The organism is Micavibrio sp. TMED2 (genome assembly GCA_002168225.1).
Classification (GTDB): Bacteria; Pseudomonadota; Alphaproteobacteria; order TMED2; family TMED2; genus TMED2.
This window is the reverse complement of sequence record NHBH01000001.1, coordinates 924,635-946,936: the sequence shown is the minus strand read 5'-3', so window position 1 is coordinate 946,936 and position 22,302 is coordinate 924,635. Positions and strand designations below refer to the sequence as shown.

Here is a 22,302-nt window from a genome sequence, read left to right as displayed (position 1 = left end):
ATACCCCATGACATCGGGTTCGGTACGCCGCCGGACCCAATATCTAAAACTTTGAAATTTTTAACTTTTCCGAACAACAGGCGTGACGAATTGTTTGCCTGCCCCGCCATGGGCTGCAGACAGCAAAAAGCGCGCGCGTACTCTCTGGCCAGTACGGCACGGCAGTAAATTTTCGGCTAAAAACATGCCACCTCGGCGCGTCAACGCGATAATCCATTGCATCGGAAGTATGGTGTTATAGGCAGACTCGAGCGCGCTGGCAATCGTCTTTTATAATTTTTTCGCCCACGACTTCGTGAGTTTGTCAAGTCATGAAGGCGGGAGCCGCAGAAAACCCGGATTTGTTGCCCTCATAACGTGCGAAACGCGGCGTGCCGAATGGCAGCCGCGTTCCAAACACATAACTTGTGCTGTCAAGCAGATTACTTGAGCTCGACGGTAGCACCAGCTTCTTCGAGCTTTTTCTTGAGCTCTTCAGCTTCAGCTTTGTCAACGCCTTCCTTGATGGCTTTAGGAGCGCCTTCGACGAGGTCTTTGGCTTCCTTGAGGCCGAGGCCGGTGATGCCACGAACTTCTTTAATGACGTTGATTTTCTTGTCGCCGGCAGAAGCCAGGATAACGTCAAATTCGGTTTTCTCTTCAGCAGCAGCACCTGCATCGCCACCGCCAACAGCAGCAACAGCAACAGGAGCAGCAGCTGCAGAAACGCCCCACTTCTCTTCGAGGAGTTTGGAAAGCTCAGCAGCTTCAAGAACGGTCAGAGCTGACAGGTCTTCAACCAGTTTGGTCAGATCGGTCATTGTTTCAATCCTTCAATGTGTCTCGTTATTTAAGATCAAACAGCCAACAGGGCCTGGGTCTGCGCGGAATTACGCAGCCTCTCCCTTATCGGCATAGGCTTGGAATACACGCGCCAGCTGGGCAGCAGGCGCCTGGGTAACAGTTGCCATGCGTTGGGCCGGAGCCTGCAGCACGCCAATGATTTTAGAACGCAGCTCATCGAGAGATGGCAGTTTGGCCAGCTGCTGAATGCCTTCGGCATCCAGAATCTGCGAGCCCATCGAACCACCGACGATTTGCAGTTTCTCATTTTCTTTCGCGAAGTCTGCTGTCACCTTCGCCGCCGCAACCGGATCGGTCGAATAGGTGATAGCGGTCGGGCCCTTGAACAGATCGGCCATACCCTCGAATTGAGTACCTTCGAGAGCAATTCTGGCCAGACGGTTCTTGGTTACCTTGAACCCCGCATCTGCTTCACGAACCTTACCGCGCAGTGCTTCCATCTCGGCAACGCTCAGCCCTGAATAGTGGCTGACGACGACGAGGGATGCCCCGGCGAAAGTCTCGTTCAGCGACGCAACAAGCGCCTGTTTTTCATTACGAAGCACGTCAATAGGTCTCCTCTTGCCTTGCTTCTTCGGTTCAAAACACCACCCGGCGATACCGTGAAGGCCCCGTCGGATGGCAAACATGGGTTCAGACCGCCTTGACCCGATAAGGTCGCCGCAGCATCACCCGTTTGGTTTCTGTCCCAGAAGGTCTTGATGGCAAGGGGCCTTTGACTGACGGGCTCAACCCATCAACAAAAACCTTGCTTGATCTTCTGTCTCGGCAGGCGAACTACGGTTTTAAGCATCAAACCGGCATGCCGGTTCTCAACACCTGCGGTCTTGGACAGTTGCTGCCGGATCGGTAAACCAACCCGGTAGCAGCTAGCGGATCAGCGGCCGATCAAACGGTCGCCGATCCGAATTCGGTGCGCAACTTACGCTGCTGCGCTGGCAATGTCACCTGTTTCAACCGTGATGCTCGGACCCATGGTTGACGTAAGGGTGATTTTCTTGATGTAGGTACCCTTGGCGCCTGATGGCTTTGCCTTGGTGATCGCATCGATCAGGGCCTGGATGTTTTCCTGAACCTTGTCCTGACCGAAGCTGACCTTGCCGACACCGGCATGGATGATACCGGCTTTCTCGACACGGAACTCAACAGAACCGCCCTTGGCAGCCTTGACGGCATCAGCGACGTTCGGAGTGACGGTGCCGAGTTTCGGGTTCGGCATCAGGCCACGTGGGCCGAGCACCTTACCGAGACGACCGACAACCGGCATCATGTCAGGGGTAGCAATACAACGATCGAAATCGATGGTACCGCCCTGAATGGTTTGCATCAGATCCTCATCCCCGACGATATCGGCACCTGCGGCTTTCGCCTCATCAGCCTTGTCGCCTTTCGCGAAGACAGCGACGCGAACGGTTTTACCGGTGCCGTTTGGCAGGGTAACCATGCCGCGAACCATCTGGTCTGCGTGACGTGGGTCAACACCGAGATTCATGGAAACCTCAACGGTCTCGTCGAATTTGGCCGATGCATTTTTCAGGACCAGAGCAACGGCATCGCCGAGCGCCAGAGCCTGGGTGCGATCATATGAATCGCGGAGGTTTTTAATACGCTTACCTGCTTTAGCCATGTCGCTTACTCCACTACCTCGATGCCCATCGAGCGCGCTGATCCTTCGATCATCTTCATCGCAGCATCGATATCGGCAGCATTCAGATCCTGCATTTTCGCTTCCGCGATTTCCTTGACCTGTTTGCGATTGACGCGACCAACGGTAGCGCCTTTACCAACTTCGCCAGAACCCTTCTGGATTTTCGCTGCCTTCTTCAGGAAGAAGGAAGCCGGTGGGGTTTTGGTTTCAAAGGTGAAAGAACGGTCCTGATAAACAGTGATGACCGTCGGCAGCGGAATGCCAGGCTCCATTTCGCCGGTCTTGGCGTTGAATGCCTTGCAGAATTCCATGATGTTCACGCCGGCCTGACCCAGTGCGGGGCCAATTGGTGGCGATGGATTTGCCTTACCGGCAGGCACTTGCAACTTGATCGTGCCAGTGACTTTTTTAGCCATTGGTTTGCTCCATTTACCCAATGTTACGGCAACGGGCACCCTGCCCGCTTCCAAAAGCGGATACCGTCAATCGCGGTGATCCGAAGGGTGCGTGGTCCGGCTTTTTCCGGCATCAGGCGGAGTAGCACCCGATACCAGCCTCCCACGCAAAATTGCGCGCGGTGGACATGCCACCGACGTCAGCGGCGCGGAATAAACAGTGTTGCCGCCAAGAAAGCAAGGATAAATCTGCACTACAGGCACCGGAGAGGCGCACCGGACAGCCGCGCTGTTATCAGCGATGCCGGAGGATGGTGGTCTGATCCGGTACCGGCAGGCACGGCGTCAGTCCGGTATGTACAGTACTGTTGAGACCGGATGCGGCGATGGCCGGTTTGTAGCGGCCCCGCCATGAATTATCAAATACGACAATCCCGCGGGCGGAGAGGCGAGACAGGGCATGATCCAGACAGGCATTGCGAGCCCTGCCATCAATCACAATCAGGTCGTACTGCCCATCAGTCTGATCTATCGCCGAGGCATAACGCCTGAAGCTTTTGTCTGTGTAACCGTGCTTGCCGGACCTGTATGAGGTCGGTTCGTTTTGATCAGCATCATCCGGCTCCACCAGTGTCAGGGAAACATTGTCAAATTCAGCAAGACTATTGGTCAGATAACCATACCAACCGGCATCATGCTCAACGCTGTCAACACGCTGGCAGCGTTTGGCCAGCCAGATGGTGCTGGCACCGCTGCCGTATTCAAATGCCCGGATATCCGGATTGGCCTGGCAAAAGGCCTCGACCTGATCAATGGCCTTATAGGTCCACCACGGCACATCAAAGGTCAGCATGCGCTCCAGATCATGGATGGCAAACAGACTGCTGAACCAGTGACACCAACGGATATGCCGATGACGGTCGATCAGCGGCAGGATGTGCAGCGCTGCAAGCAGGCGTCCCAGCCAACGAATCACATATATATAGAACTGCTTGAGCTTTCCCATCAATGCCTGCCCCTGCCCCGATCATTGCCGCTCCATGCCTATATCAGGCATAGCCGCTCAACATCGGCCTGATCGAACCCCTTGTGCCGCATGATGTCGTGACATTCCGCATCACTCCACGGCAAGGAAAAGATGTTGTAGGTGAAATATTCCGAATAGACCGCCGCCGCCTTCAGGCTGATGAAGGCACCGAACAGGATGACTGCGGCGATTGCCAGCAATTGTGGGCGAGCATGCCCGCCGGCAGCCGGAACCGCGGCAAAGGATTGGATACCGGGGATCAGTAACACCGCGATCATGGGCCACATATCTATGCGGTATCTGAGCGCAATCGTGCCATAGCTCAGGGTCAGCAACACCGAACAGGCAAGTCCTGCCAGCAGGAGGGTTGTCGGGGTCAGCGCCAGTCGCAGACGTTTTGCCCCAAGCACAGCCAGAATGAACCACAGCGGCCACAGGAAGATAACACCGACACTCGGTCCCTCAATGCGGACAAACCCTACCATCGCCGAGATAATGACAGCATGTATCCAGCGCAGCAGGACAGAAGCGCTGGAAAACTCGAAATCACCCAGATAGATGACCAGATTGGGTATAATACGCAACGGGTTGAAACGGCCATATTGCTCGAAGGCGGCAGCCCGTATGCTGTCGGTTTGCTCCAGTCCGAAAAAGGTCTCGCCATACTGGATATCGGACGCGCCGAAACTGCCATGAACAGCAAACAGCGACCCCATCCTCATGGCATTCAGACCGAGATAACCGGCGGTCAGCAGACCAAGCACAATGCCGGCACAGGCAACCGGCACCAGCGCCAGCCGCCAGTTCCGGTACAGGCTGTAGAGTGACAACAGACCAACCGCCAGATAAAGACCGACAGCAACATTTGGACGCGCATGCAGGACCAGCCCGGCCAGCAGGGCAAGCAGCACCAGCCGCCACCTCATATCGCGGCCCGGCATATTCCGGTGCTGCCACAGGATCAGCCAGACAAACGCCGCAACGAGCGCATAGGTCATGCTGATCGGCTCATGATACATGGCGGTATTGGCAACCAGCAGCAGTCCCGGACCGCCAAGCCATAGACCGATCGCCAGCAGAAACTGCAACTGCAGGTAAACGCTGTTTTTCTCAATCACCTGATTAGCCAGATATCGGGCAAACAAGGCATGATAAATGCCAGTGCCGATCACGGACCACAGCCAGATTGAGAACGGGGCCAGGGACAGGCTGCGAATATCAACAAACGGCGCCAAAAGCGCTCTGGTCACCAGCGGTGCCACGCCATGATAGATCACGGCCAACCCGTCAGGAGTGTAATGCCCCTCGAACCGGATAATTCGTGGCGATATGTCCATTCGCCCGTCGATCAGCGACAGATAGTAATAATCATACACCTGTTGCCCGAAGGCAGGCATGTAACCGGACCACAGATACCCGGCAGCAACCAATGCGTAAAAAACCGAAAAGAAAACAAAGCAGCAGAAGAACAGGACTTCTCTATTTTTTATCATCGAAGTCGATCTCTATCTTCCTCACCCGCTCCAGCAGCTGCTCGATCAACCGCCTGTTGATTGAAATGGTGTCGCCGATAATCGCCGCGACAAAGGTGATGTATCCCATGACCAGAAACGTACTGCCAAGAACCAGCGACTGGATCTTGCCGTCCCCTTCGCCGATGAAATAAAAATACAGGAACCGCAGGACCGGGATCAGGCCGATCAGGATCATGGTTGCACCAAGCATGGAGAACGCATGCAACGGTCGGTACATGGCATAACTGCGGAGGATTGTTGCCACTTGTTTCTTGATGAAATGGCCCATCGACTTGAACAGCCGCGATGGCCGGGTCACCGGATTGGTGTCCACATGCACCGACTTTACCAACAACCCCTGCTGACCCACATGGATCAGGGTTTCCGTCGTGTAGCTGAAAGAGGTCATCACATTGATTTTCAGCGCTGCATCCCGGCTATAGGCACGAAAACCCGATACCGCATCCCCCACATCAACCCGGGCGACATGCCGGACAACGGCACTGCCCAAGCGCTGCAACAACCGTTTCAGCAGCGAGAAATCGGTATTCCTACCCGGCTGGCGATCACCGATCACCACATCGGCCTTACCCTCGACAATCGGTCGGACAAGATCGGGAATGGATGAACCGGCATACTGGTTATCGCCATCGGTGTTGACGATGATATCCGCACCCAGCTCGATACAGCGTTCAATGCCGGACTGGAAGCTGCGCGCCAGTCCCTTATTCGCCTTGTGGGATACTATGTGCTGGACCCCGTGTTGACGCGCCACGGCAACCGTTTCATCGGTCGAGCCATCATCAATAATCAGCACCTCAATGACACTGATACCCTCAATGCTTTTCGGAATATCGCGCAAAACTTCGGGGAGCGTACCAGCCTCATTGTAGCATGGTATCTGCACCATAAGCTTCATGGCCGGTCACCTGAAATCATCAATTAGCAAATTGATTCAACGGTTTCAGCCTAACGAAAAACAGTAGACAGCAAAACAAAAAACGGCCCTGACAGAAATCAGGGCCGTGTTATGGCAATAAAGCCGAAATTCGGGGGTTTTACGTCTTTTCGACCTGATTGAATTCAAGCTCGACCGGGGTTGAGCGACCGAAGATCGACACCGCAACCTTGAGGCGGGCGCGCTCTTCGTCGACTTCCTCGACGCTGCCATTGAAGGAAGCGAACGGACCATCGGAGACGCGAACCTGCTCACCGATTTCAAAGGTGATGGTCGGCCGTGGACGTTCGACGCCTTCCTGCACCTGATTCATGATCTGCTCGGCTTCACGATCCGGGATCGGCATCGGCTTGCCGCTACCACCGAGGAAGGTGGTGACCTTCGGGGTGTTCTTGACCAGATGCCAGCTCTCGTCGGTCAGCTTCATGCGGACCAGCACATAGCCGGGGAAGAATTTGCGCTCGGCATTCACCTTCTGGCCGCGACGCATCTCGACGACTTCCTCGGTCGGCACAAGGATTTCCTCGAAAGCATCCTCAAGACCAACCTTGGCCGCTTTCTCGCGGATGGATTCCGCAACCTTGTTTTCAAAACCGGAATAAACGTGAACTACATACCAGCGGGCGTCAGCCATCGCTGCATCCTCCTTGAGAAAACCGGCCGAGACCGGGTTCGTTATGTCGTCGGGCGAGAGCCCTTATTTGCCGATGCCGAGAATTGCCGCAACGGCCCACAGGATGAGCTGGTCGGCAACGACGAAGAAAATTGAACAGAATGTCACCATCAGGAACACGAAGAACGAAGTCATCATGGTTTCACGGCGGGATGGCCATGTGACCTTTTCGGCCTCATTGCGCACTTCGCGGAAAAACTGTACGGGGCGCCAAGTCGCCATTGCTTTCAGGCCTTACCTTGTCCTTGATGAAAAATACCACCTGCCATCTGCATCAGAGATGGCAGGAGCGGAGGGACTCGAACCCACAACCCCCGGTTTTGGAGACCGGTGCTCTACCAATTGAGCTACGCTCCTGTGTACAGCCTGAAATCAAGCAAGCAGGGTTCGCCCAACCGGTCGTTATCCCTATCTCGATTTGTAAGCTGAGCCTGTTAAATAGCCAATCGTTGCGCCCGGCGCAACTGCCATCATCACCAAAAACCAAAAAGCCGGTTTCAGGCATATGAAAAACAGGACTGTCGAGTGAGAATTTGGAGCGGGCGACGGGAATCGAACCCGTATCATCAGCTTGGAAGGCTGAGGTCTTACCATTACACAACGCCCGCGCTGCGGCAGTCATATAAGACAGAATACCGCGCTGGCCAAGAGGCTATTGTTGTTTTTAACCACAGCGCCGATGCCGGATCAAACCTATACCGCCACGAGTTGCCCGGCGTACATGCGCAACTGGCCAGTGACTGCGGCAGGCCACGGCACCACCCAGATCTCGCCATAGACGTTGGCATCGGTGCCGGTAGCAAAGTTGCCCGTACCGCCACCGGACCACTTGCCGGTCTCAAGACTGCCCCCGGTGGTGACGGCCTCCCCGGCAAGAACTCCGTCGATCCAGAGCCGGACACGACCGGGACCCGATATCCGTATATCCCAGACCAGATTGTGCAACTGGTCATCCTGTGGGAAATCCGTGACATCAAGCACAGCCGTACTGTTCGTGTCATATGGCGAGGCTCCATCACCGGCACGCACGCGCAAGGTGTGACCGCCATCGCGTAACAAAACGATGTGCCCGGTCTCCCCGCCCCCGTGCTCGAACAGCACACCATTTGCCGGTGTCGATGGCAGCACCGCATCGGCGGCAAAAACCATATCCGATGTCAGATAAGCGGTCAGCGGATCGGTAATGCCACCCACATCAAATACCCCGGTCAGGGATAATCCAGCCTCGGGATCGAATGGGGGCAAGGGGATTGCCGACAGCGCTTTATGTCTGGCCTGCTGGCCCATCCCGATGCCTAATTGTCCAAGCATGATATCATACCTCATGGTTAATAATAGGTATAAATTCCTATCACACTATCCGACTGATGGCAATCGGGACATGCCCGACTCAACCGGGCCGACTTAACCCGACTGTCTCAATGCTGTAAGGAGAATGGTGGAGGGGGCAGGATTCGAACCTGCGTACGCTATGCGGGCAGATTTACAGTCTGCTGCCTTTAACCACTCGGCCACCCCTCCACGGGTGCCAGAAACGGAATTACCGTTGCGGAGCGGAAGGAATTAGGGCTAACACCCCCTCGCTGTCAACCGGCTAGCGTCAGAAGATTGCAAACAATCGTAAAATTTGTCCAAATCAGCCACCATGATCGCCAAGAGAGCCACGATATGAGCCAGGAAAACCGCGGAAAACGCCCTCGTCGCAACACCCGCCGGAAATCATCCGGGGCGGGTCACGCCCAATCGGGAAGCCAGTCTGGCAACCAATCCGGCGGCGACTCAAACACCCTGCATATGGGCGGCTCCAGTCGCTATTATCAGCAGGGCAAAGGTTCATCCAAACGCGGCAATCGCGACCAACGGATGCCGGCCCGTGGCTTCTGGCTTTATGGCCAGCACGCCTCGATCGAAGCCGTGCTGAATGCCAAGCGCCGCATCCATCGGATTGTCACCACCGAGAACGGTCTGGAGACCCTGCGTAGCGCGCTTGACGAGGCGGCAGGGAAAGGCCTCGGTCGCCCGCAACCTGAAGTGCTCAAAAACAGTGCCTTCGCCGAGACCATCACCGATGCACCCGGCCATAACGGCATCGCGATCGATGTGGCACCGCTGATGCAACCCGACCTGCCAACCGTGATCGAGGCGCTGCCAGCGAATGCCCCAGCCTGCCTGATCGTGCTCGATCAGGTCACCGACCCGCATAATATCGGCGCGATTATCCGCAGCGCCGCTGCCTTTGGGGCGGTTGCAGTGGTGGCACAGGACCGCAATGCCCCGGATGAGACCGCCGTCATGACCAAGATTGCGTCAGGCGGCAGCGAACATGTGCCCTACGTCAAGGTCACCAATATTTCCCGGACACTGGCCTGGCTGGAAGAGCATGACTTCATCGCCTATGCCCTTGATGAGCGCGGTGATTCCATTCTCGGCGACACCAAATTTACCCAACGCGCCGCATTGGTCATGGGTGCAGAAGGCAGCGGCCTGCGCCGTCTGGTCGCCGAGCGGTGCCACCATACGATCAGTCTGCCGACCCTGCCACCGATCCTGAGCCTCAATGTCTCCAACGCCGCTGCCGTCACGCTCTATGAATGGTCACGCGCCGCTGCCCAGCAGGCCGAGGGATAAAAACACGGCGTTTCAGATAAGTTTGGTTGCGACGAAAAACCGATCTGGCTAAAGTCCCGCCAGATGCGTTGGCCGGCTTAGCTCAGTTGGTAGAGCAGTGGTTTTGTAAACCGAAGGTCGGGGGTTCAAGTCCCTCAGCCGGCACCATCCACCCGCGCTAGCAGCGGAAACTCGCTTCCCAGGCAGTGACATAGGCAAAAGACAGGTATCGGATATCTGATTCCGACAATCCCTGAAGCTGGGCCAACCGTGTGATCTGAATTGCCAGTTGACGTGTGGCCGCCGGATTACCACGCCCGGAAAAACACGCCTGCATCTCTGTGGTAATCAGCACACTGACACGCTGAAGTTGCGGGATACTGCCCGAATAGGCCAATTCATTCAGCGTTGAGCTCTGTTCGACACCCTGAGCATGAACATATGTCGTGGCAGGACCGATGCCCAGTGAAATGGCCATCACACAGATGCTGAGAATGGAGAGAATGTTTCTTTTCATAATGTCACCAAACCACAAGGCCATTACGGGCAATTATACTGGGCAAGCCAAAGATACTGAACGCTGTCCCGTACAGCCGGCATATCCTGATCCTCGAGCCCTCGGGCAATCAGGGTTTGCGCCAGACGTTCCGCAGATCGGACAATCTGCTGCGCGCCACGCACATTCATGGTGCCGGTATTGTGGCACTGTGCCAGCAACTGGTTGGTTGATTGCACAAGAGAAATCACACTGGAATTGGTGCCCTGATACACCACGGGCTGCAGCCGAACCGTGACCCGCTGCTGTGCGGCAGCGTCACCTGCTGCAAATCCCAGTGACAGGAACGCCAAAGCCCCTGCGACGCAAAATTGTTTTACCGAATGCATAGTTTCCAACCCCGTAGCAAACCAGTATCAACAGTCTAGCGTTAATCCACCGCTTTTAAAACCCGACATACCAACGCAGCCAAACACATTCATGTGGGCCAGATATATGGCAACGAAAAAGCCATATGGATGCCGCGCGATTATTCTCTCAATAACCCTTCCTGCAAGAGACAATTACCACCAACCCACAGGCGCTCAATGTCAAATGGCCGGGGCAGCAGGTTGTGACAAATATCCCGTGCCGATTGCGGACAACTGCTGCACGGCATTGATTTCATCAGGAAGCGGCGGCGATCAAACCGTTCGGCGCTGGCAATCAGTTCGGCACGCTCATCAGACCGGCAAGCCGCCCAGCCATGGTCATAGGCATAGCCGATGCCATAATGGGCCGCGTTTTCCATGGACCCGCGATTGACCCGCGCACCCAGCCATTGCCCGACACTCGGACTTTTACCACAACCCGAGACAGCTTCCAGCAGCCACCCGGCAAAATCATCGCCTGCGCTGTCGCCACCCAAGACAAGCAACTCATCCTGTGGCAAACCGCGCAGGCTGATCCGCTTGTTACGGCAGACATGTTCCAGATGCGCCAGAATGCCAGCATCAGCGACAATCTCCACCTCGTCCCAGTTTTCAAGCCATGCCCGGATATCCTCTATTGACGGCACATCGCTCCGGCACAGCACGAGCAGGGACCGGTAGCGCATGGGATCGGCCATGCGCGGGGCCAGCAGGGCATTATTGGAGAAGTCGAGAAACCATCGGCCCGAGCCAAGCCCCAACTCGCCGATAATCATGTGCTTGTGCTCGACTGCGCCATAAAGCGAACGGCTGGTCAGGCAGATACCGAACCAGTCGGCAAAGGCTGGCGGAATCGCGATCCGCTGCTCGCCAACCGCGAGGGTCTGGCGCTGCTCGACAAAGCGGCCATTGACCATGCGCTGCCAGATTATCTCGCCACCCTCCGGCGCCGATACCGTGAGGGCACAATCATGCCCATCCCTGAACAGTTCCGAGCTCAGCAGCTGCACATCAACCGGCGCGTCCTGTACCTGCATCGCGAGCGTCATGACCTGACCGTCATCCGCCTGCAATTCCAGAACGGAGCCATTGAGATTGGCAGCACTCATGTCATAGAGGTTGATCTCTAGAGCCGGGCGACCGTCCTGATCGGCAATCAGGAACAGCGGATCACTGTGTCGCCCCAGATGATGGACTGAACCCCGCTCATGGTTGAGTTCGATCCGATAGTCATCAATCGCCAGCCCGGTCAGATGATCAAAAAAACCCGCATCCGTGGCCGAGAGCAGCAGGGTCAGAGGGTAATCATCCTCGACCAGCGTGCCCTGCTCACGGTGTGTGAAGGTGCGGGTAAAACAGGTGGAAACCACAGCGCGTGGATTGTACCGCCCGGTCATGGATGCGCGATCAAGGCTGGCCGTATGCCCCGTCATCTCAACCCGACAGATGGGAGCGGGACGCGGAGACCTGATCGTGACAGGCGAAGACCGAGCGCATGCCGGATGGACAGATGCGCTTGTCACGCGCCAGCCGCTCGATCGACAGCAGGGCCGATTTATAGGCACCGGAGACGACACAGGCCTGCACATGCGGGCAACTGCGGCAGGCAGGCCAGCGCATGAGGTTGCCCAGCTCCTCGCCGGGGCTGCGGACCATTTTCTGTTGTCCCTGCTGTTGCCGCACCGCGCCGCTGGCGAACCGCACCGGATCCATATCGGCACTGACCGCCGAGAAGCCGTAATGGATCTGCCCCTGCCCATCGACAAACAGCAGCATATTGCCATGGCCCTCGAGCTGGGTTTGCAGACTGTCCATATCGCTCTGGGTATGGGTCATGGCATCTGCCGTCCGGGCAACCAGACTGCTGTCCATGCCCCGTGACCTGAGCGCGACATACCACTCCGCGAGCCAGTCCTCGAGCGCCAGATAGGTATCCGGGTTCGCAGCTGCCGGGTCGAGGCTCGGGGCCCAGGTCACATTGACCGGGAAGCCATATTTGCCCACATGCTCCATCAGTTTAGGAATATCCGGAAGCTGGCCGAGCGACAGATTGAGCAACAGGATATCGCCATCCCCGTCACCGCCACCGCGCAGGCCCAGCATGTGATCGATGAAGCTGCAGATATGCTGCCAGTAACTGGCGGATTCATTGGCGGCATTGGCCACCACGACAAACCGGGCATCGAGGTTGTGATCAGCCTCGCGGAAGCCGGATACAATCCGTTCGGCCCGCGCGATCTGATCCGGCAGGCGTCCCATAACCGAGGTGGCAATCTCGATCAGCCCACGGTCGAAACTGAACGCACCGGCAGCTGATGCGGCAATGGCATTGAGCTGCTCAACCACCCCGTCACCGAGATCGAGCATATTACCCCGGCCAACACCGAGCACCAGATCACGACAGGAGGTATGGCCCAGCGTCGTGATTTCACGGAAAGCATTCTCAACCGTCAGCGGATTGAGAAATGGCCGCGTACTGGCCCGTTCTTCGGCGGACAGCGCACAAACCGGGCAGGAACCGGCACAGCGTCCGGCGTAATCGAGATTGACTATCAGCGTCTCATACTGCTTGGCGTCACCGGGCATGGCCCGTGACTGTCCAGACCCTGCATCCCCGGCAAGTCCCGGTCTTTCTGCTGCTGTGCCAGACAGGCTCATCCGGTCACCACTTCCCAATCATTATCGACGGCGTCATTGAGCACGGCAAAAACCACAGGCTCATCAAAAACATACTCTGTTTCCGCCGGGTTATAAAGCCGGTGACGTTTTCCATCGGCGGTTTCCACATTGAGTGCCCAGTAGATCAGCGGATATGCCGGCAGCCGGATCGTGCATCCTGAAATCACCGGGAACAGGTCGGGCAGGTAATACGGATGGTCCGTGCCCCGCATGACCAGCGATTTGCGCTCCCGCGATCCGGGAATGCCCGCGGTCACCATGACATCGGCAGTGATCGCCGTACCGGCATCGCCCTCGATATGAAATTCACAGACCGAGGCGTATTCATCATAGCTGCTGGGTTTCAGGCTCAGATTGTCCGCTGCGTGGTTATAGACCACCAGCCCGGTCGGCTTCCAGCGCTGGTGCCGCAGGCAAAGGCCGCGAATGACCTCGACACGCCCCGCCGCATCCTTGCGGAATTTCAGCTTGGAGATAAATTCCCACTCGCCACCATCGCCGGTTAGCCGCCCCGCCTCGTCGATACGGTTCTGTTCCTCATAGATCATCTGGCCGCGCCGGTTGAACACGAAGTAGTCGATATCGCCGGTCTCGCGGTTCCAGTCGTGGATTTTGACGGACGTGCCTTCCTTGAGGAAATACGGCTCGACCCGTGGTCGGAACTCGGCGATCTCGTAATCAACGAAACCACCGGCATCCAATCCCATATGCCGGGTGAAGCGGGGCGAAAGGCAGTTGAGCGCCGCCGCGCGGTCACCGGCAACCAGCGCCCGGACGTAATCACCGAGCCCGGCTTCGATATCCTGCTGATCAAGCTGGAGGGTTTGCCCTTGCATCAAATTGATGATCCCGTTGCGGAGTACCCGTTACACCTAATTAAATAGCATTTCTGGCGATTGTTGACCAAGCGATAGACAGGCAGGTCAGAAAGTTTGAGCGCGCCAATCCATTGTTTTTTATGAACCAAAACCGTCTATCAGCGTTTACTCAATGACTGTAATTGAGGAGCCAGATAATGATAAAATTCATCGACAAAGATAAATTCAACATGACGGCAGCTGTCCTCGTTCTGATTGCTGCTTTTGGTCTTAGCGCCTGTAATACGGTGGATGGTGCTGGCCAAGACATTGAGGCCGCAGGCGATGGCATCTCTGACGCTGCCAATGATGTTCAGGATGATATGTAAATCAGGCTCGCTTGAGGCGTCTGGCAGATAGCCAGGCGCCTACAAGTGCGGCACAGGTCACCGCCAGAATCAACAGCGTTGCCAACGCATTGACCTGTGGATCGACGCCTAAACGGATTTTCGAGAATACCACCATCGGCAGGGTCGATGATCCCGGTCCACTGACAAAGCTGGCAATCACCAGATCATCAAGCGACAGGGTAAAGGCAAGCAGGAACCCGGCAATGACACCGGGCAGGATCAGTGGCAGGGTGATGGTGAAGAACACTTTCACTGGCGGTGCACCCAAATCTTGTGCCGCCTCTTCCACTGACCGATCCATGCCCTGCAGCCGCGCCTGCACCACAAGTGCAACATAGCAGAGGCCAAAGGTGGCATGGGCAATAACGATGGTCGTGGCCCCGCGACCCGAGGGCCAGCCGATCAGGTCTTCCATCGCCACAAACAGCAACAACAGAGACAGGCCGATCAGTACGTCCGGCATGACAAGCGGCCCGGAAATCAGCCCGCCGAGCAAGCGCCTGCCGGCAAATCGCCCGAAGCGGTCGAGCGCATAGGCAGCGAGCGTACCCAGAATGGCCGCCATAAATCCCGAAATCGCCGCCAGTTTCAGCGATAGGAACGCGGCTGTCAGCAGCTGGTCATTGCTGAACAGTTCCACATACCAGCGGGCCGACCAGCCACCCCAGACGGTAACCAGCTTGCTCTCGTTGAAGGAATAGATAATCAGCACCAGCATGGGGGTGTAGAGAAACACCAACCCGAAGATCAGCGAGGCGGTCAGGAGCAGGCCACGGCGTTGCATGATCTAGCGCCCCTCCCCGTCGGCCGAACCGGTATAGATGTTCTGCAGAAATGCCAGCGGAATAATCAGCACACCAACCAGCATGATCGCCAGGGCGGATGCCACCGGCCAGTCGCGGTTATTGAAGAACTCTTCCCACAATACCTTGCCGATCATCAGCGTATCCGGTCCGCCGAGCAGCGCCGGAATTACAAACTCACCGGTCACCGGGATAAACACCAGCAGGGCACCGGCAATAATGCCCGGCAGGGCTAGCGGTAGGGTGATGGTGATAAAACCCCACCACGGGCGAGCGCCCAGATCTTCCGATGCCTCGAGCAGTGACCAGTCGAGCTTCTCCAGCGCGGCGAAGAGCGGCAGGATCATGAACGGCAGATAGGTATAGACCGTACCGATATAAACCGCAGTATCGGTGTTGATGATACGGATCGGCGCATCAATCAGCCCCCAATCCATCAGGAAACCATTGATGATGCCATTGTCCCGCAACAACCCGGTCCACGCGTAGACCCGGATAAGAAACGAGGTCCAGAACGGCAGGATCACCGCGGTCACCAGAATGATGCGCAGACGCGGTGCCGCCCGAGCGATGGCATAGGCCATGGGAAATCCGACTGTCAGACAAATAAGCGTTGTGACAGCGGCTATTTTCAACGATCCCAGAAATGCGGCAAGGTAAAGCTCGTCGCCAAACAGCAGCTCGAAATTCTCCAGATCACCGAGCCATTTCGGCCAGCCAGCACCGGACCAGTCAAGCAGCGGGGTATAGGGCGGGCGGGCCAAAGCAAGGTCGACCAGCGACAGTTTGGCAATTACCAAAAACGGCAGCAGAAAGAAGATGCCGAGCCAGACCAGCGGCGGCAGGACGATCCCTGCCCGCCGGACCAATGCCTGATATTTGCCCGCTACCGTCATCATGGCGCCGGGAACCAGTAGGCGTCCTCGACCAGCCATTGCAGCCGGGCCGGGGCGGCGATCTCGAGCGCTGCCGCCTGTTTGTCCCCCTGATGCCGAACCGCACGAACCACACCGCCATCGGGCAGTTCCACGGCAACCCGCAGATGATCACCCATAAAGGCCACATCGCGGGTATTGCCGGTGACAAGGTTCCAGTCACCCCCGGACGCCATATCAGGCGGCGGGGTATCAACCGGCACGATGCCGATACATTCAGGCCGGATGCCGACCCGCAAGCTGCTGCCAACCGTCAGTTGCGGCAGGGCTGCAAGGTTATCCTTGGGCAGCCTGATGCCCTGACCCAGCCCGTCGCAATCGGCGATAATACAATCGTCATTGATCGCGCTGACCGTGGCATCGAACAGGTTGATCGAACCGATGAACCCGGCAACGAAATCATCCGCCGGTTCCTCATAGAGCTGGCGGGCGGTCCCGACCTGTTTCAACCGGCCATGATCCATCACCGCGATCCGGTCGGACAGGGCCATGGCCTCTTCCTGATCATGGGTGACGATGATGAAGGTGATATCGGTCTCGGCCTGAATACGGATCAGCTCGAGCTGGGTCTGCTCCCGCAGTTTCTTGTCCAATGCACCGAGTGGTTCGTCGAGCAACAGCACCTTGGGCCGCTTGACGATGGCGCGGGCGAGCGCCACCCGCTGTCTCTGGCCGCCGGAGAGCTGGTGCGGCTTGCGCCCGCCGAACCCGTCGAGTTTGACCATGGCAAGGGCGCGTTCGACCTCGCTGGCAATGGTTGCCCTGTCCGGCTTCGGCTTTCGCTGATGCAGGCCATAGGCGATATTCGCCGCGACACTCATATGCGGAAACAGGGCATAGGACTGGAACATCATATTGACCGGGCGGCGATAGGCGGGTATGCCCGCCATATCGACGCCGTCAATAAGGATGCTGCCCTCATCCGGCTGCTCGAACCCGGCAAGCAGGCGCAGCAGCGTCGTCTTGCCGGAACCGGAGCCACCGAGCAGGGAAAACATCTCCCCCGCCGCAATGTCGAGGTCCAGCGCATCAACGGCGGTGACGTCACCAAATCGTTTGGTGACGCCCCGCAGAGAGATGGCACCGAATTCCAGATCCGGTTGCGATTGTGGTGCTGACAAGGCCTAGCGCCCTGCCTTCACACGGGTCCAGAGGCGGGTACGGGCACGCTCATATTTGGGCGTCACTTCACCGACACTGAACAACTTTTCCTGGGTTTCGGCGCTTGGATAGATTTGTGGGTCTTCCTTCACCTCGGGATCAACAAACTCAAGCGAGGCAGGCACAGCATTGGCATAGGCGACATAGTTGGTGATGCCGGCCATATTCTCCGGGTCGAGCACGAAATTGATGAAGGCGAGCGCGTTTTCGGGGTGCGGTGCATCGGCCGGGATCGCCATCATGTCGAACCAGACAACCGTGCCTTCTTCCGGTATCACATAGGTGATATCGACACCGTTTTCCGCCTCTTCAGCGCGAACCTGTGCCTGTACGATGTCGCCAGAGAAGCCAACAGACAGACAGGTATCGCCATTGGCCAAATCATTGATGTACTGGGACGAATGGAAATACTTGATATAGGGGCGGATCGAGAGCAGCAACTCTTCGGCCTCTTTCAGATGGGCTTCATCCTCGCTCTGTGGCGGATGGCCGAGGTAATGCAGCACGATCGGCATGACTTCCGACGGGCTATCGAGCAGAGTGACGCCGCAATCGGCGAAGTTCTTCACCACATCCGGGTCAAACACCATATCCCAGCTGCCGACCGGTGCATCGGGCATGCGCTCCTCGATCATGCTGACATTATAGCCGAAGCCATTGGTGCCCCATTGATAGATGGCAGCATATTCATTGCCCGGATCGGCAGCGGCAACCCGCTCCAGCATGGCCGGATCGAGATTGGCGAAATTCGGTACCTTGGACTTGTCGAGCTTCTGGTGGATACCGGCAGCGATCTGGCGCGCCAGTTGCGGCTGGGCCGTCGGCATGACCACGTCATAACCGGAGTTACCGGCAAACAGTTTGGCTTCCAGCACCTCGTTGCTGTCGTAAACGTCGTAATTCACCTCGATACCGGTTGCTGCCGTGAAATCCTCGAGCGTGGTCTCGCCGATATAGTCGGACCAGTTATAGATATTGACCACATTCTCCTGTGCCATTGCTGTGGCGGTAATGGAAAGCATGGCCAGCGCGCTCGTCGCGCCAAGCAGGGATTTAACGGCAAATTTTGATGACATCGTAGAGATGCTCCTGATTGTTATGCTGCGTTATCAGCAGTTTGCGTGTCCTGAGACGGCAGATAGTTCAACGTCTATGCCCTATCAAGTCAAGCGGAGTCATTTTGTCGGGATAAGCTAGTTCGGGATATCAACGACAACCCGACCAATCACGTCACCGCGGGCATTAGTGATATTGCCGCTGGCTGCTGGCCAATGCTCTGACAGCACCGCCGCATCTATCGTCGGAGCATCCTCCAGCCGCTCGATCAGCGTACGCATTGCCTGTTCCGTGCCACGCTGGCTGCCATCGGCGGATTTGAGCACGATTGCCGTGCCGGTTTCCGGGATCAGTGCGCCCTGTACCCCCTCCGCGCCCTGTTTCGACAGAACGCGACTGCCGGTTGCCAGCATCAGCGCAGTATCAAACCGGTTACTGCCAGCGACCAGATCGGGATGCGCCGCCCATGCCGCCAGCAATCGGCTTGCTGCATCACCATAACCATCCGGCGGAGTTGTCAGATTGGCATAACCGGTCGCCAATGCAGTCAGGGTGACGGCATAATTGGGCACGGCACAGCCATCATAGCCCCATGGCGCCTGATCCAGATCACAACCCATGAATCTGCTGGCAATGTCGCGAATGGCGACCTGCACCGGATGCTCATAGGTCTCGTAATCGGCAGGCAGATCGCGGTGACGCATCAGGGTCAGCATCCCGGTATGTTTGCCCGAACAGTTATGATGCCGCGCGGTAAATGGCTGGCCCGTGCGGATGAGATCGTCACCCGCCGCCTCGGCAAACGGGCGGTGCGACCCGCAATGCAGTGCTGCCTCATCCAGTCCAATGGCCTCAAGCCATGCCATGACGGCTTCGGTATGCTTTGGCTCACCGCTATGGGAGGCCATCGAGAGTGCCAGATGCCGCGGCTGCAGCCCATGGGCATCGGCGGCACCGGACTGGATCACCGCCAGTGCCTGAAACGGCTTGAAGGCCGAGCGAGGAAAATACCGGGCATCAATATCGCCCCAAGCGTCAATAACCGTGCCGCCCCGGACAATCACCCCATGGATATCATGAGTGCTTTCCGGGTGTTCGCCACGGCTATAGGTGACGGTTATCGGCCGCCCGGATCGGATCACGCGAGCGCCTGTGCCAGATCAGCCTTGAGGTCTTCCACATCCTCGATCCCGACCGAGAGGCGGATCAGGGTATCGCTGATGCCCAGTTCGGCCCGCTGTGCCGGTGGGATCGACGCATGGGTCATGATCGCCGGATGCTCGATCAGGCTCTCAACCCCGCCAAGGCTCTCGGCCAAGGCGAAGACCTCGACCCGCTCAAGTAAGCGGCGGGCATCATCAAGGCCACCCTTGATGAAGCAGGTAATCATACCGCCACCGGCTGGCATCTGCCGCGCCGCCAGAGCGTGCTGCGGATGGGATTTGAGGCCCGGATAGATAACCCGGTCGATATTCGGATGGGCTTCGAGGAACTCGGCAATCTGACCAGCACTCTGGCAATGGCGCTCCATGCGCAGATGCAGGGTTTTCAGGCCACGCATCGCAAGAAAGGCATCAAACGGCCCTTGAATTGCGCCAACCGCGTTCTGGAGATAGGCAATCTGCTCGGCCAAGGCATTGTCCTTGCCGACCACCAGCACACCGCCGACCATATCCGAATGGCCGTTCAGATATTTGGTCGCCGAATGCATGACAAGATCACAGCCATGCTCGATCGGACGCTGTACCCAAGGGCTGGCGAAAGTGTTGTCGGCACAGGTCAGGATGCCTTTGGACTTCGCCAGTCGCGTGACCGCTTCGAGATCGACCAGTTTCAGCATCGGGTTGGTCGGGGTCTCGATCCAGATCAGGCGGGTATTAGCCTGAATGGCCTCTTCCAGCGCGTTGATGTCACCGAGATCGACAAAGGTGAATTGCAGCCCGGCCGTACGTCTGCGCACATTCTCGAACAGCCTGTACGTGCCGCCATATACGTCATCCATGACGATGATGTGGCTGCCGTGATCGAACATCTCCAGCAGGGTAGCCGTAGCTGCCAGACCGGAGGCGAAGGCAAAGCCCTTGATACCGCCTTCGAGATCGGCGATGCAGGCCTCATAGGCCGTACGTGTCGGGTTCTGGGTGCGGCTGTATTCATAGCCCTTGTGAACGCCGGGGCTCTCCTGAACATAGGTGGAGGTGGCATAGATCGGGGTCATGATCGCGCCGGTCGTCGGGTCAGGCGACTGTCCCGCATGAATGGCGCGCGTGCCGAAGCCGGCCCGGTTCGGGCGTTTGGTGTCGATGGTATCAGGCATGTATCGGGTCCTTGGCTGCGCGTATCAGACTGTTACGCGTTTACTTTGCGGCGGAGGTGATTGAGCAGGTCAATGCGGGTAATCAGGCCCAGGAATTGGGAACCGTCCATGATGATTGCAACCTTATCCGCGGCAAAAATCGGCAACAGATCGGTAACCGGTGCACGAACCGGCACGGTTTCGAGCTTGCCGGTCATCGCGGCGGCCACCTGATCGTTGAACCGGCTTTCATCCCGTTCCACATGCATCAGCAGATCGCTCTCGTCGAGAATACCGACCAGTTCGCCATCCTCGGCCATCACCGGCAGTTGCGACACGTCGTACATTTTCATGCGCGCCATGGCGACCATCAGCTTGTCATCAGGCTTGATCGTAACGGCGCTGCCCTGATCGTGGCGATAGGCGATCAGATCGCGGAGATCATTGGCAACCTCACGCTCCTTGAAGCCCTGATCATAGAGCCAGAGGTCGTTATAGACCTTGGTCAGGTATTTGTTGCCGTTATCGCAGACAAAGGTACAGACCCGCTTTGGCTCGGTCTGCTCACGGCAATAGCGCAGCGCTGCCGCGACCAGAGTTCCGGTCGAGGAACCGGCAAGGATGCCTTCCTTCTGAAGCAGTTCAGCAGCGGTCGCCATGGTCTCGGCATCGCTGATCGCATAGGCGGATGAGGCAACCGACATATCGCAGACCGGCGGGATGAAATCCTCACCGATGCCCTCAACGGTCCAGCTGCCGACCTCGTTTGGAATTTCGCCGGTCTCAACATAGGGCGCGATGATCGAACCGACCGGATCAGCCACAACCATTTTGGTCTTGGGTGAGACCTTTTTGAAATAATTGCCAAGCCCGGTCAACGTACCGCCGGAGCCGACACCGCAGACCATGGCATCAATATCCTGATCCATCTGGGCGAAAATCTCCGGCCCGGTGGTGGTTTCATGGGCGTGCGGGTTATGCTCGTTGCCGAACTGGTTGATATAGAACGCCCCGGTTTCCTTGGCGATCCGCTCGGCGATATCCTGATAATATTCCGGGTGGCCCTTGCCGACATCGGAACGGGTCAGGCGTACATCCGCGCCCATGGCCCGCAGGTGGAAAATCTTCTCCCGCGCCATCTTGTCCGGCACGACGATAATCATCTTGTAGCCGCGCTGGGTCGCAACCAGCGCCAGACCGAGGCCGGTATTGCCCGCCGTTGCCTCGACCAGCGTGCCGCCGGGCTTCAGCTCGCCGCTGGCCTCAGCCGCCTCGATCATGGAAATGGCGATACGGTCCTTGATCGAGCCGCCGGGATTCTGGTTTTCCAGCTTCAGGAACAACCGGCATGGTCCGGTATCGAGATTGGTCACCTCCAGCATCGGGGTGTTACCGATCATGTCGAGCGTGGATGATACCGGCTTTGGCAAATAGGGCATGGAAACGGACCTGAAATAGCGTGTGACTGTGCTTATGACTGTATAGGCGCGAAAAGATGCGCCCCAAGGTGATACAGGCAGCGTCTCACTAAATCGAGAGCTAAACGTGATGGCAGATCGCCGATTTCTGCATGATCCGGCAAAAACCGCTGGTC

The 22,302-nt window shown here is 57.3% G+C and carries 24 protein-coding genes and 4 tRNA genes; 3 read left to right on the top strand and 25 right to left on the bottom strand.

All coding sequences use genetic code 11. The annotated features are described in order from the left end of the window. Positions 1–422: 422 nt before the first annotated feature. The 13 genes from CBB62_04485 to CBB62_04425 form a co-directional block, all read right to left on the bottom strand. A complete protein-coding gene (locus tag CBB62_04485; GenBank protein OUT41591.1) occupies positions 423–800 on the bottom strand; it encodes a 50S ribosomal protein L7/L12 in 378 nt (125 codons plus the stop codon). A gap of 69 nt (positions 801–869) precedes the next feature. Beyond that, a complete protein-coding gene (locus CBB62_04480; GenBank protein OUT41590.1) occupies positions 870–1,388 on the bottom strand; it encodes a 50S ribosomal protein L10 in 519 nt (172 codons plus the stop codon). Between the two features lie 377 nt (positions 1,389–1,765). Beyond that, entirely contained in the window at positions 1,766–2,470 is a 705-nt protein-coding gene (locus CBB62_04475) for a 50S ribosomal protein L1 (protein OUT41589.1), read from the bottom strand. Positions 2,471–2,475: 5 nt separating this feature from the next. Further along, positions 2,476–2,907: a 50S ribosomal protein L11 gene (locus CBB62_04470; protein OUT41588.1), complete on the bottom strand. Its 432-nt coding sequence runs from the start codon at positions 2,905–2,907 to the stop codon at positions 2,476–2,478. A 274-nt stretch (positions 2,908–3,181) separates the two neighbouring features. Continuing rightward, positions 3,182–3,892 (bottom strand): hypothetical protein, encoded by a 711-nt coding sequence (locus tag CBB62_04465; GenBank protein ID OUT41587.1) that lies wholly within the window; start codon positions 3,890–3,892, stop codon positions 3,182–3,184. A 38-nt stretch (positions 3,893–3,930) separates the two neighbouring features. Beyond that, positions 3,931–5,310 carry a hypothetical protein gene (locus CBB62_04460; protein ID OUT41586.1) on the bottom strand — a complete coding sequence of 460 codons (1,380 nt, stop codon included), beginning with the start codon at positions 5,308–5,310 and terminating at the stop codon, positions 3,931–3,933. A gap of 82 nt (positions 5,311–5,392) precedes the next feature. Next, on the bottom strand, positions 5,393–6,346 hold the full coding sequence (locus CBB62_04455; protein OUT41585.1) for a glycosyl transferase: 954 nt from the start codon (positions 6,344–6,346) through the stop codon (positions 5,393–5,395). A 139-nt stretch (positions 6,347–6,485) separates the two neighbouring features. Next, positions 6,486–7,019: a transcription termination/antitermination protein NusG gene (locus tag CBB62_04450; GenBank protein ID OUT41584.1), complete on the bottom strand. Its 534-nt coding sequence runs from the start codon at positions 7,017–7,019 to the stop codon at positions 6,486–6,488. Between the two features lie 63 nt (positions 7,020–7,082). Then, positions 7,083–7,280, bottom strand: coding sequence for a preprotein translocase subunit SecE (locus tag CBB62_04445; protein ID OUT41583.1), 198 nt, complete (start codon positions 7,278–7,280; stop codon positions 7,083–7,085). 59 nt (positions 7,281–7,339) lie between these two features. After that, positions 7,340–7,415 (bottom strand) — tRNA-Trp (locus CBB62_04440). Between the two features lie 177 nt (positions 7,416–7,592). Further along, positions 7,593–7,666 (bottom strand) — tRNA-Gly (locus CBB62_04435). 85 nt (positions 7,667–7,751) lie between these two features. After that, a complete protein-coding gene (locus tag CBB62_04430; GenBank protein OUT41582.1) occupies positions 7,752–8,345 on the bottom strand; it encodes a hypothetical protein in 594 nt (197 codons plus the stop codon). Positions 8,346–8,494: 149 nt separating this feature from the next. Then, positions 8,495–8,579: transfer RNA gene (locus CBB62_04425), tRNA-Tyr, on the bottom strand. Positions 8,580–8,726: 147 nt separating this feature from the next. Between CBB62_04425 and CBB62_04420 the strand changes: the two genes are divergently transcribed. Both CBB62_04420 and CBB62_04415 read left to right on the top strand, forming a co-directional pair. Next, entirely contained in the window at positions 8,727–9,686 is a 960-nt protein-coding gene (locus CBB62_04420; protein OUT41581.1) for a 23S rRNA (guanosine(2251)-2'-O)-methyltransferase RlmB, read from the top strand. Positions 9,687–9,757: 71 nt separating this feature from the next. After that, positions 9,758–9,833, top strand: a tRNA-Thr gene (locus tag CBB62_04415). A 10-nt stretch (positions 9,834–9,843) separates the two neighbouring features. On the opposite strand, the gene CBB62_04410 is transcribed toward CBB62_04415, so the two are convergent. The 5 genes from CBB62_04410 to CBB62_04390 form a co-directional block, all read right to left on the bottom strand. Then, positions 9,844–10,206, bottom strand: coding sequence for a hypothetical protein (locus tag CBB62_04410; GenBank protein ID OUT41580.1), 363 nt, complete (start codon positions 10,204–10,206; stop codon positions 9,844–9,846). Beyond that, positions 10,206–10,514 carry a hypothetical protein gene (locus CBB62_04405; protein ID OUT41579.1) on the bottom strand — a complete coding sequence of 103 codons (309 nt, stop codon included), beginning with the start codon at positions 10,512–10,514 and terminating at the stop codon, positions 10,206–10,208. Before CBB62_04405 ends, CBB62_04410 begins: the two co-directional genes overlap by 1 nt. A 176-nt stretch (positions 10,515–10,690) precedes the next feature. Then, a complete protein-coding gene (locus CBB62_04400) occupies positions 10,691–12,004 on the bottom strand; it encodes a hypothetical protein (GenBank protein ID OUT41578.1) in 1,314 nt (437 codons plus the stop codon). Between the two features lies 1 nt (position 12,005). Then, positions 12,006–13,157 carry a hypothetical protein gene (locus CBB62_04395; protein ID OUT41577.1) on the bottom strand — a complete coding sequence of 384 codons (1,152 nt, stop codon included), beginning with the start codon at positions 13,155–13,157 and terminating at the stop codon, positions 12,006–12,008. 68 nt (positions 13,158–13,225) lie between these two features. After that, positions 13,226–14,086: a hypothetical protein gene (locus tag CBB62_04390; GenBank protein OUT41576.1), complete on the bottom strand. Its 861-nt coding sequence runs from the start codon at positions 14,084–14,086 to the stop codon at positions 13,226–13,228. Between the two features lie 212 nt (positions 14,087–14,298). On the opposite strand from CBB62_04390, the gene CBB62_04385 reads away from it, so the two are divergent. Continuing rightward, on the top strand, positions 14,299–14,436 hold the full coding sequence (locus tag CBB62_04385) for an entericidin (GenBank protein OUT42643.1): 138 nt from the start codon (positions 14,299–14,301) through the stop codon (positions 14,434–14,436). A 1-nt stretch (position 14,437) separates the two neighbouring features. Here CBB62_04385 and CBB62_04380 read toward each other — a convergent pair whose 3' ends face one another. From CBB62_04380 to CBB62_04350, 7 genes are all read right to left on the bottom strand, one after another. After that, positions 14,438–15,241 (bottom strand): putrescine ABC transporter permease PotI, encoded by an 804-nt coding sequence (locus tag CBB62_04380; GenBank protein ID OUT41575.1) that lies wholly within the window; start codon positions 15,239–15,241, stop codon positions 14,438–14,440. Positions 15,242–15,244: 3 nt separating this feature from the next. Then, entirely contained in the window at positions 15,245–16,156 is a 912-nt protein-coding gene (locus CBB62_04375) for a putrescine ABC transporter permease PotH (protein ID OUT42642.1), read from the bottom strand. Continuing rightward, positions 16,156–17,316 carry a hypothetical protein gene (locus CBB62_04370; protein ID OUT41574.1) on the bottom strand — a complete coding sequence of 387 codons (1,161 nt, stop codon included), beginning with the start codon at positions 17,314–17,316 and terminating at the stop codon, positions 16,156–16,158. Before CBB62_04370 ends, CBB62_04375 begins: the two co-directional genes overlap by 1 nt. A gap of 3 nt (positions 17,317–17,319) precedes the next feature. Beyond that, on the bottom strand, positions 17,320–18,432 hold the full coding sequence (locus CBB62_04365) for a spermidine/putrescine ABC transporter substrate-binding protein PotF (GenBank protein OUT41573.1): 1,113 nt from the start codon (positions 18,430–18,432) through the stop codon (positions 17,320–17,322). A 117-nt stretch (positions 18,433–18,549) separates the two neighbouring features. Continuing rightward, on the bottom strand, positions 18,550–19,554 hold the full coding sequence (locus CBB62_04360) for a hypothetical protein (protein OUT41572.1): 1,005 nt from the start codon (positions 19,552–19,554) through the stop codon (positions 18,550–18,552). Beyond that, complete coding sequence (locus CBB62_04355; GenBank protein OUT41571.1) at positions 19,551–20,729, bottom strand: cystathionine beta-lyase; 1,179 nt, start codon at positions 20,727–20,729, stop codon at positions 19,551–19,553. Before CBB62_04355 ends, CBB62_04360 begins: the two co-directional genes overlap by 4 nt. A gap of 32 nt (positions 20,730–20,761) precedes the next feature. Further along, a complete protein-coding gene (locus CBB62_04350) occupies positions 20,762–22,147 on the bottom strand; it encodes a cystathionine beta-synthase (GenBank protein OUT41570.1) in 1,386 nt (461 codons plus the stop codon). Positions 22,148–22,302: the final 155 nt, after the last annotated feature.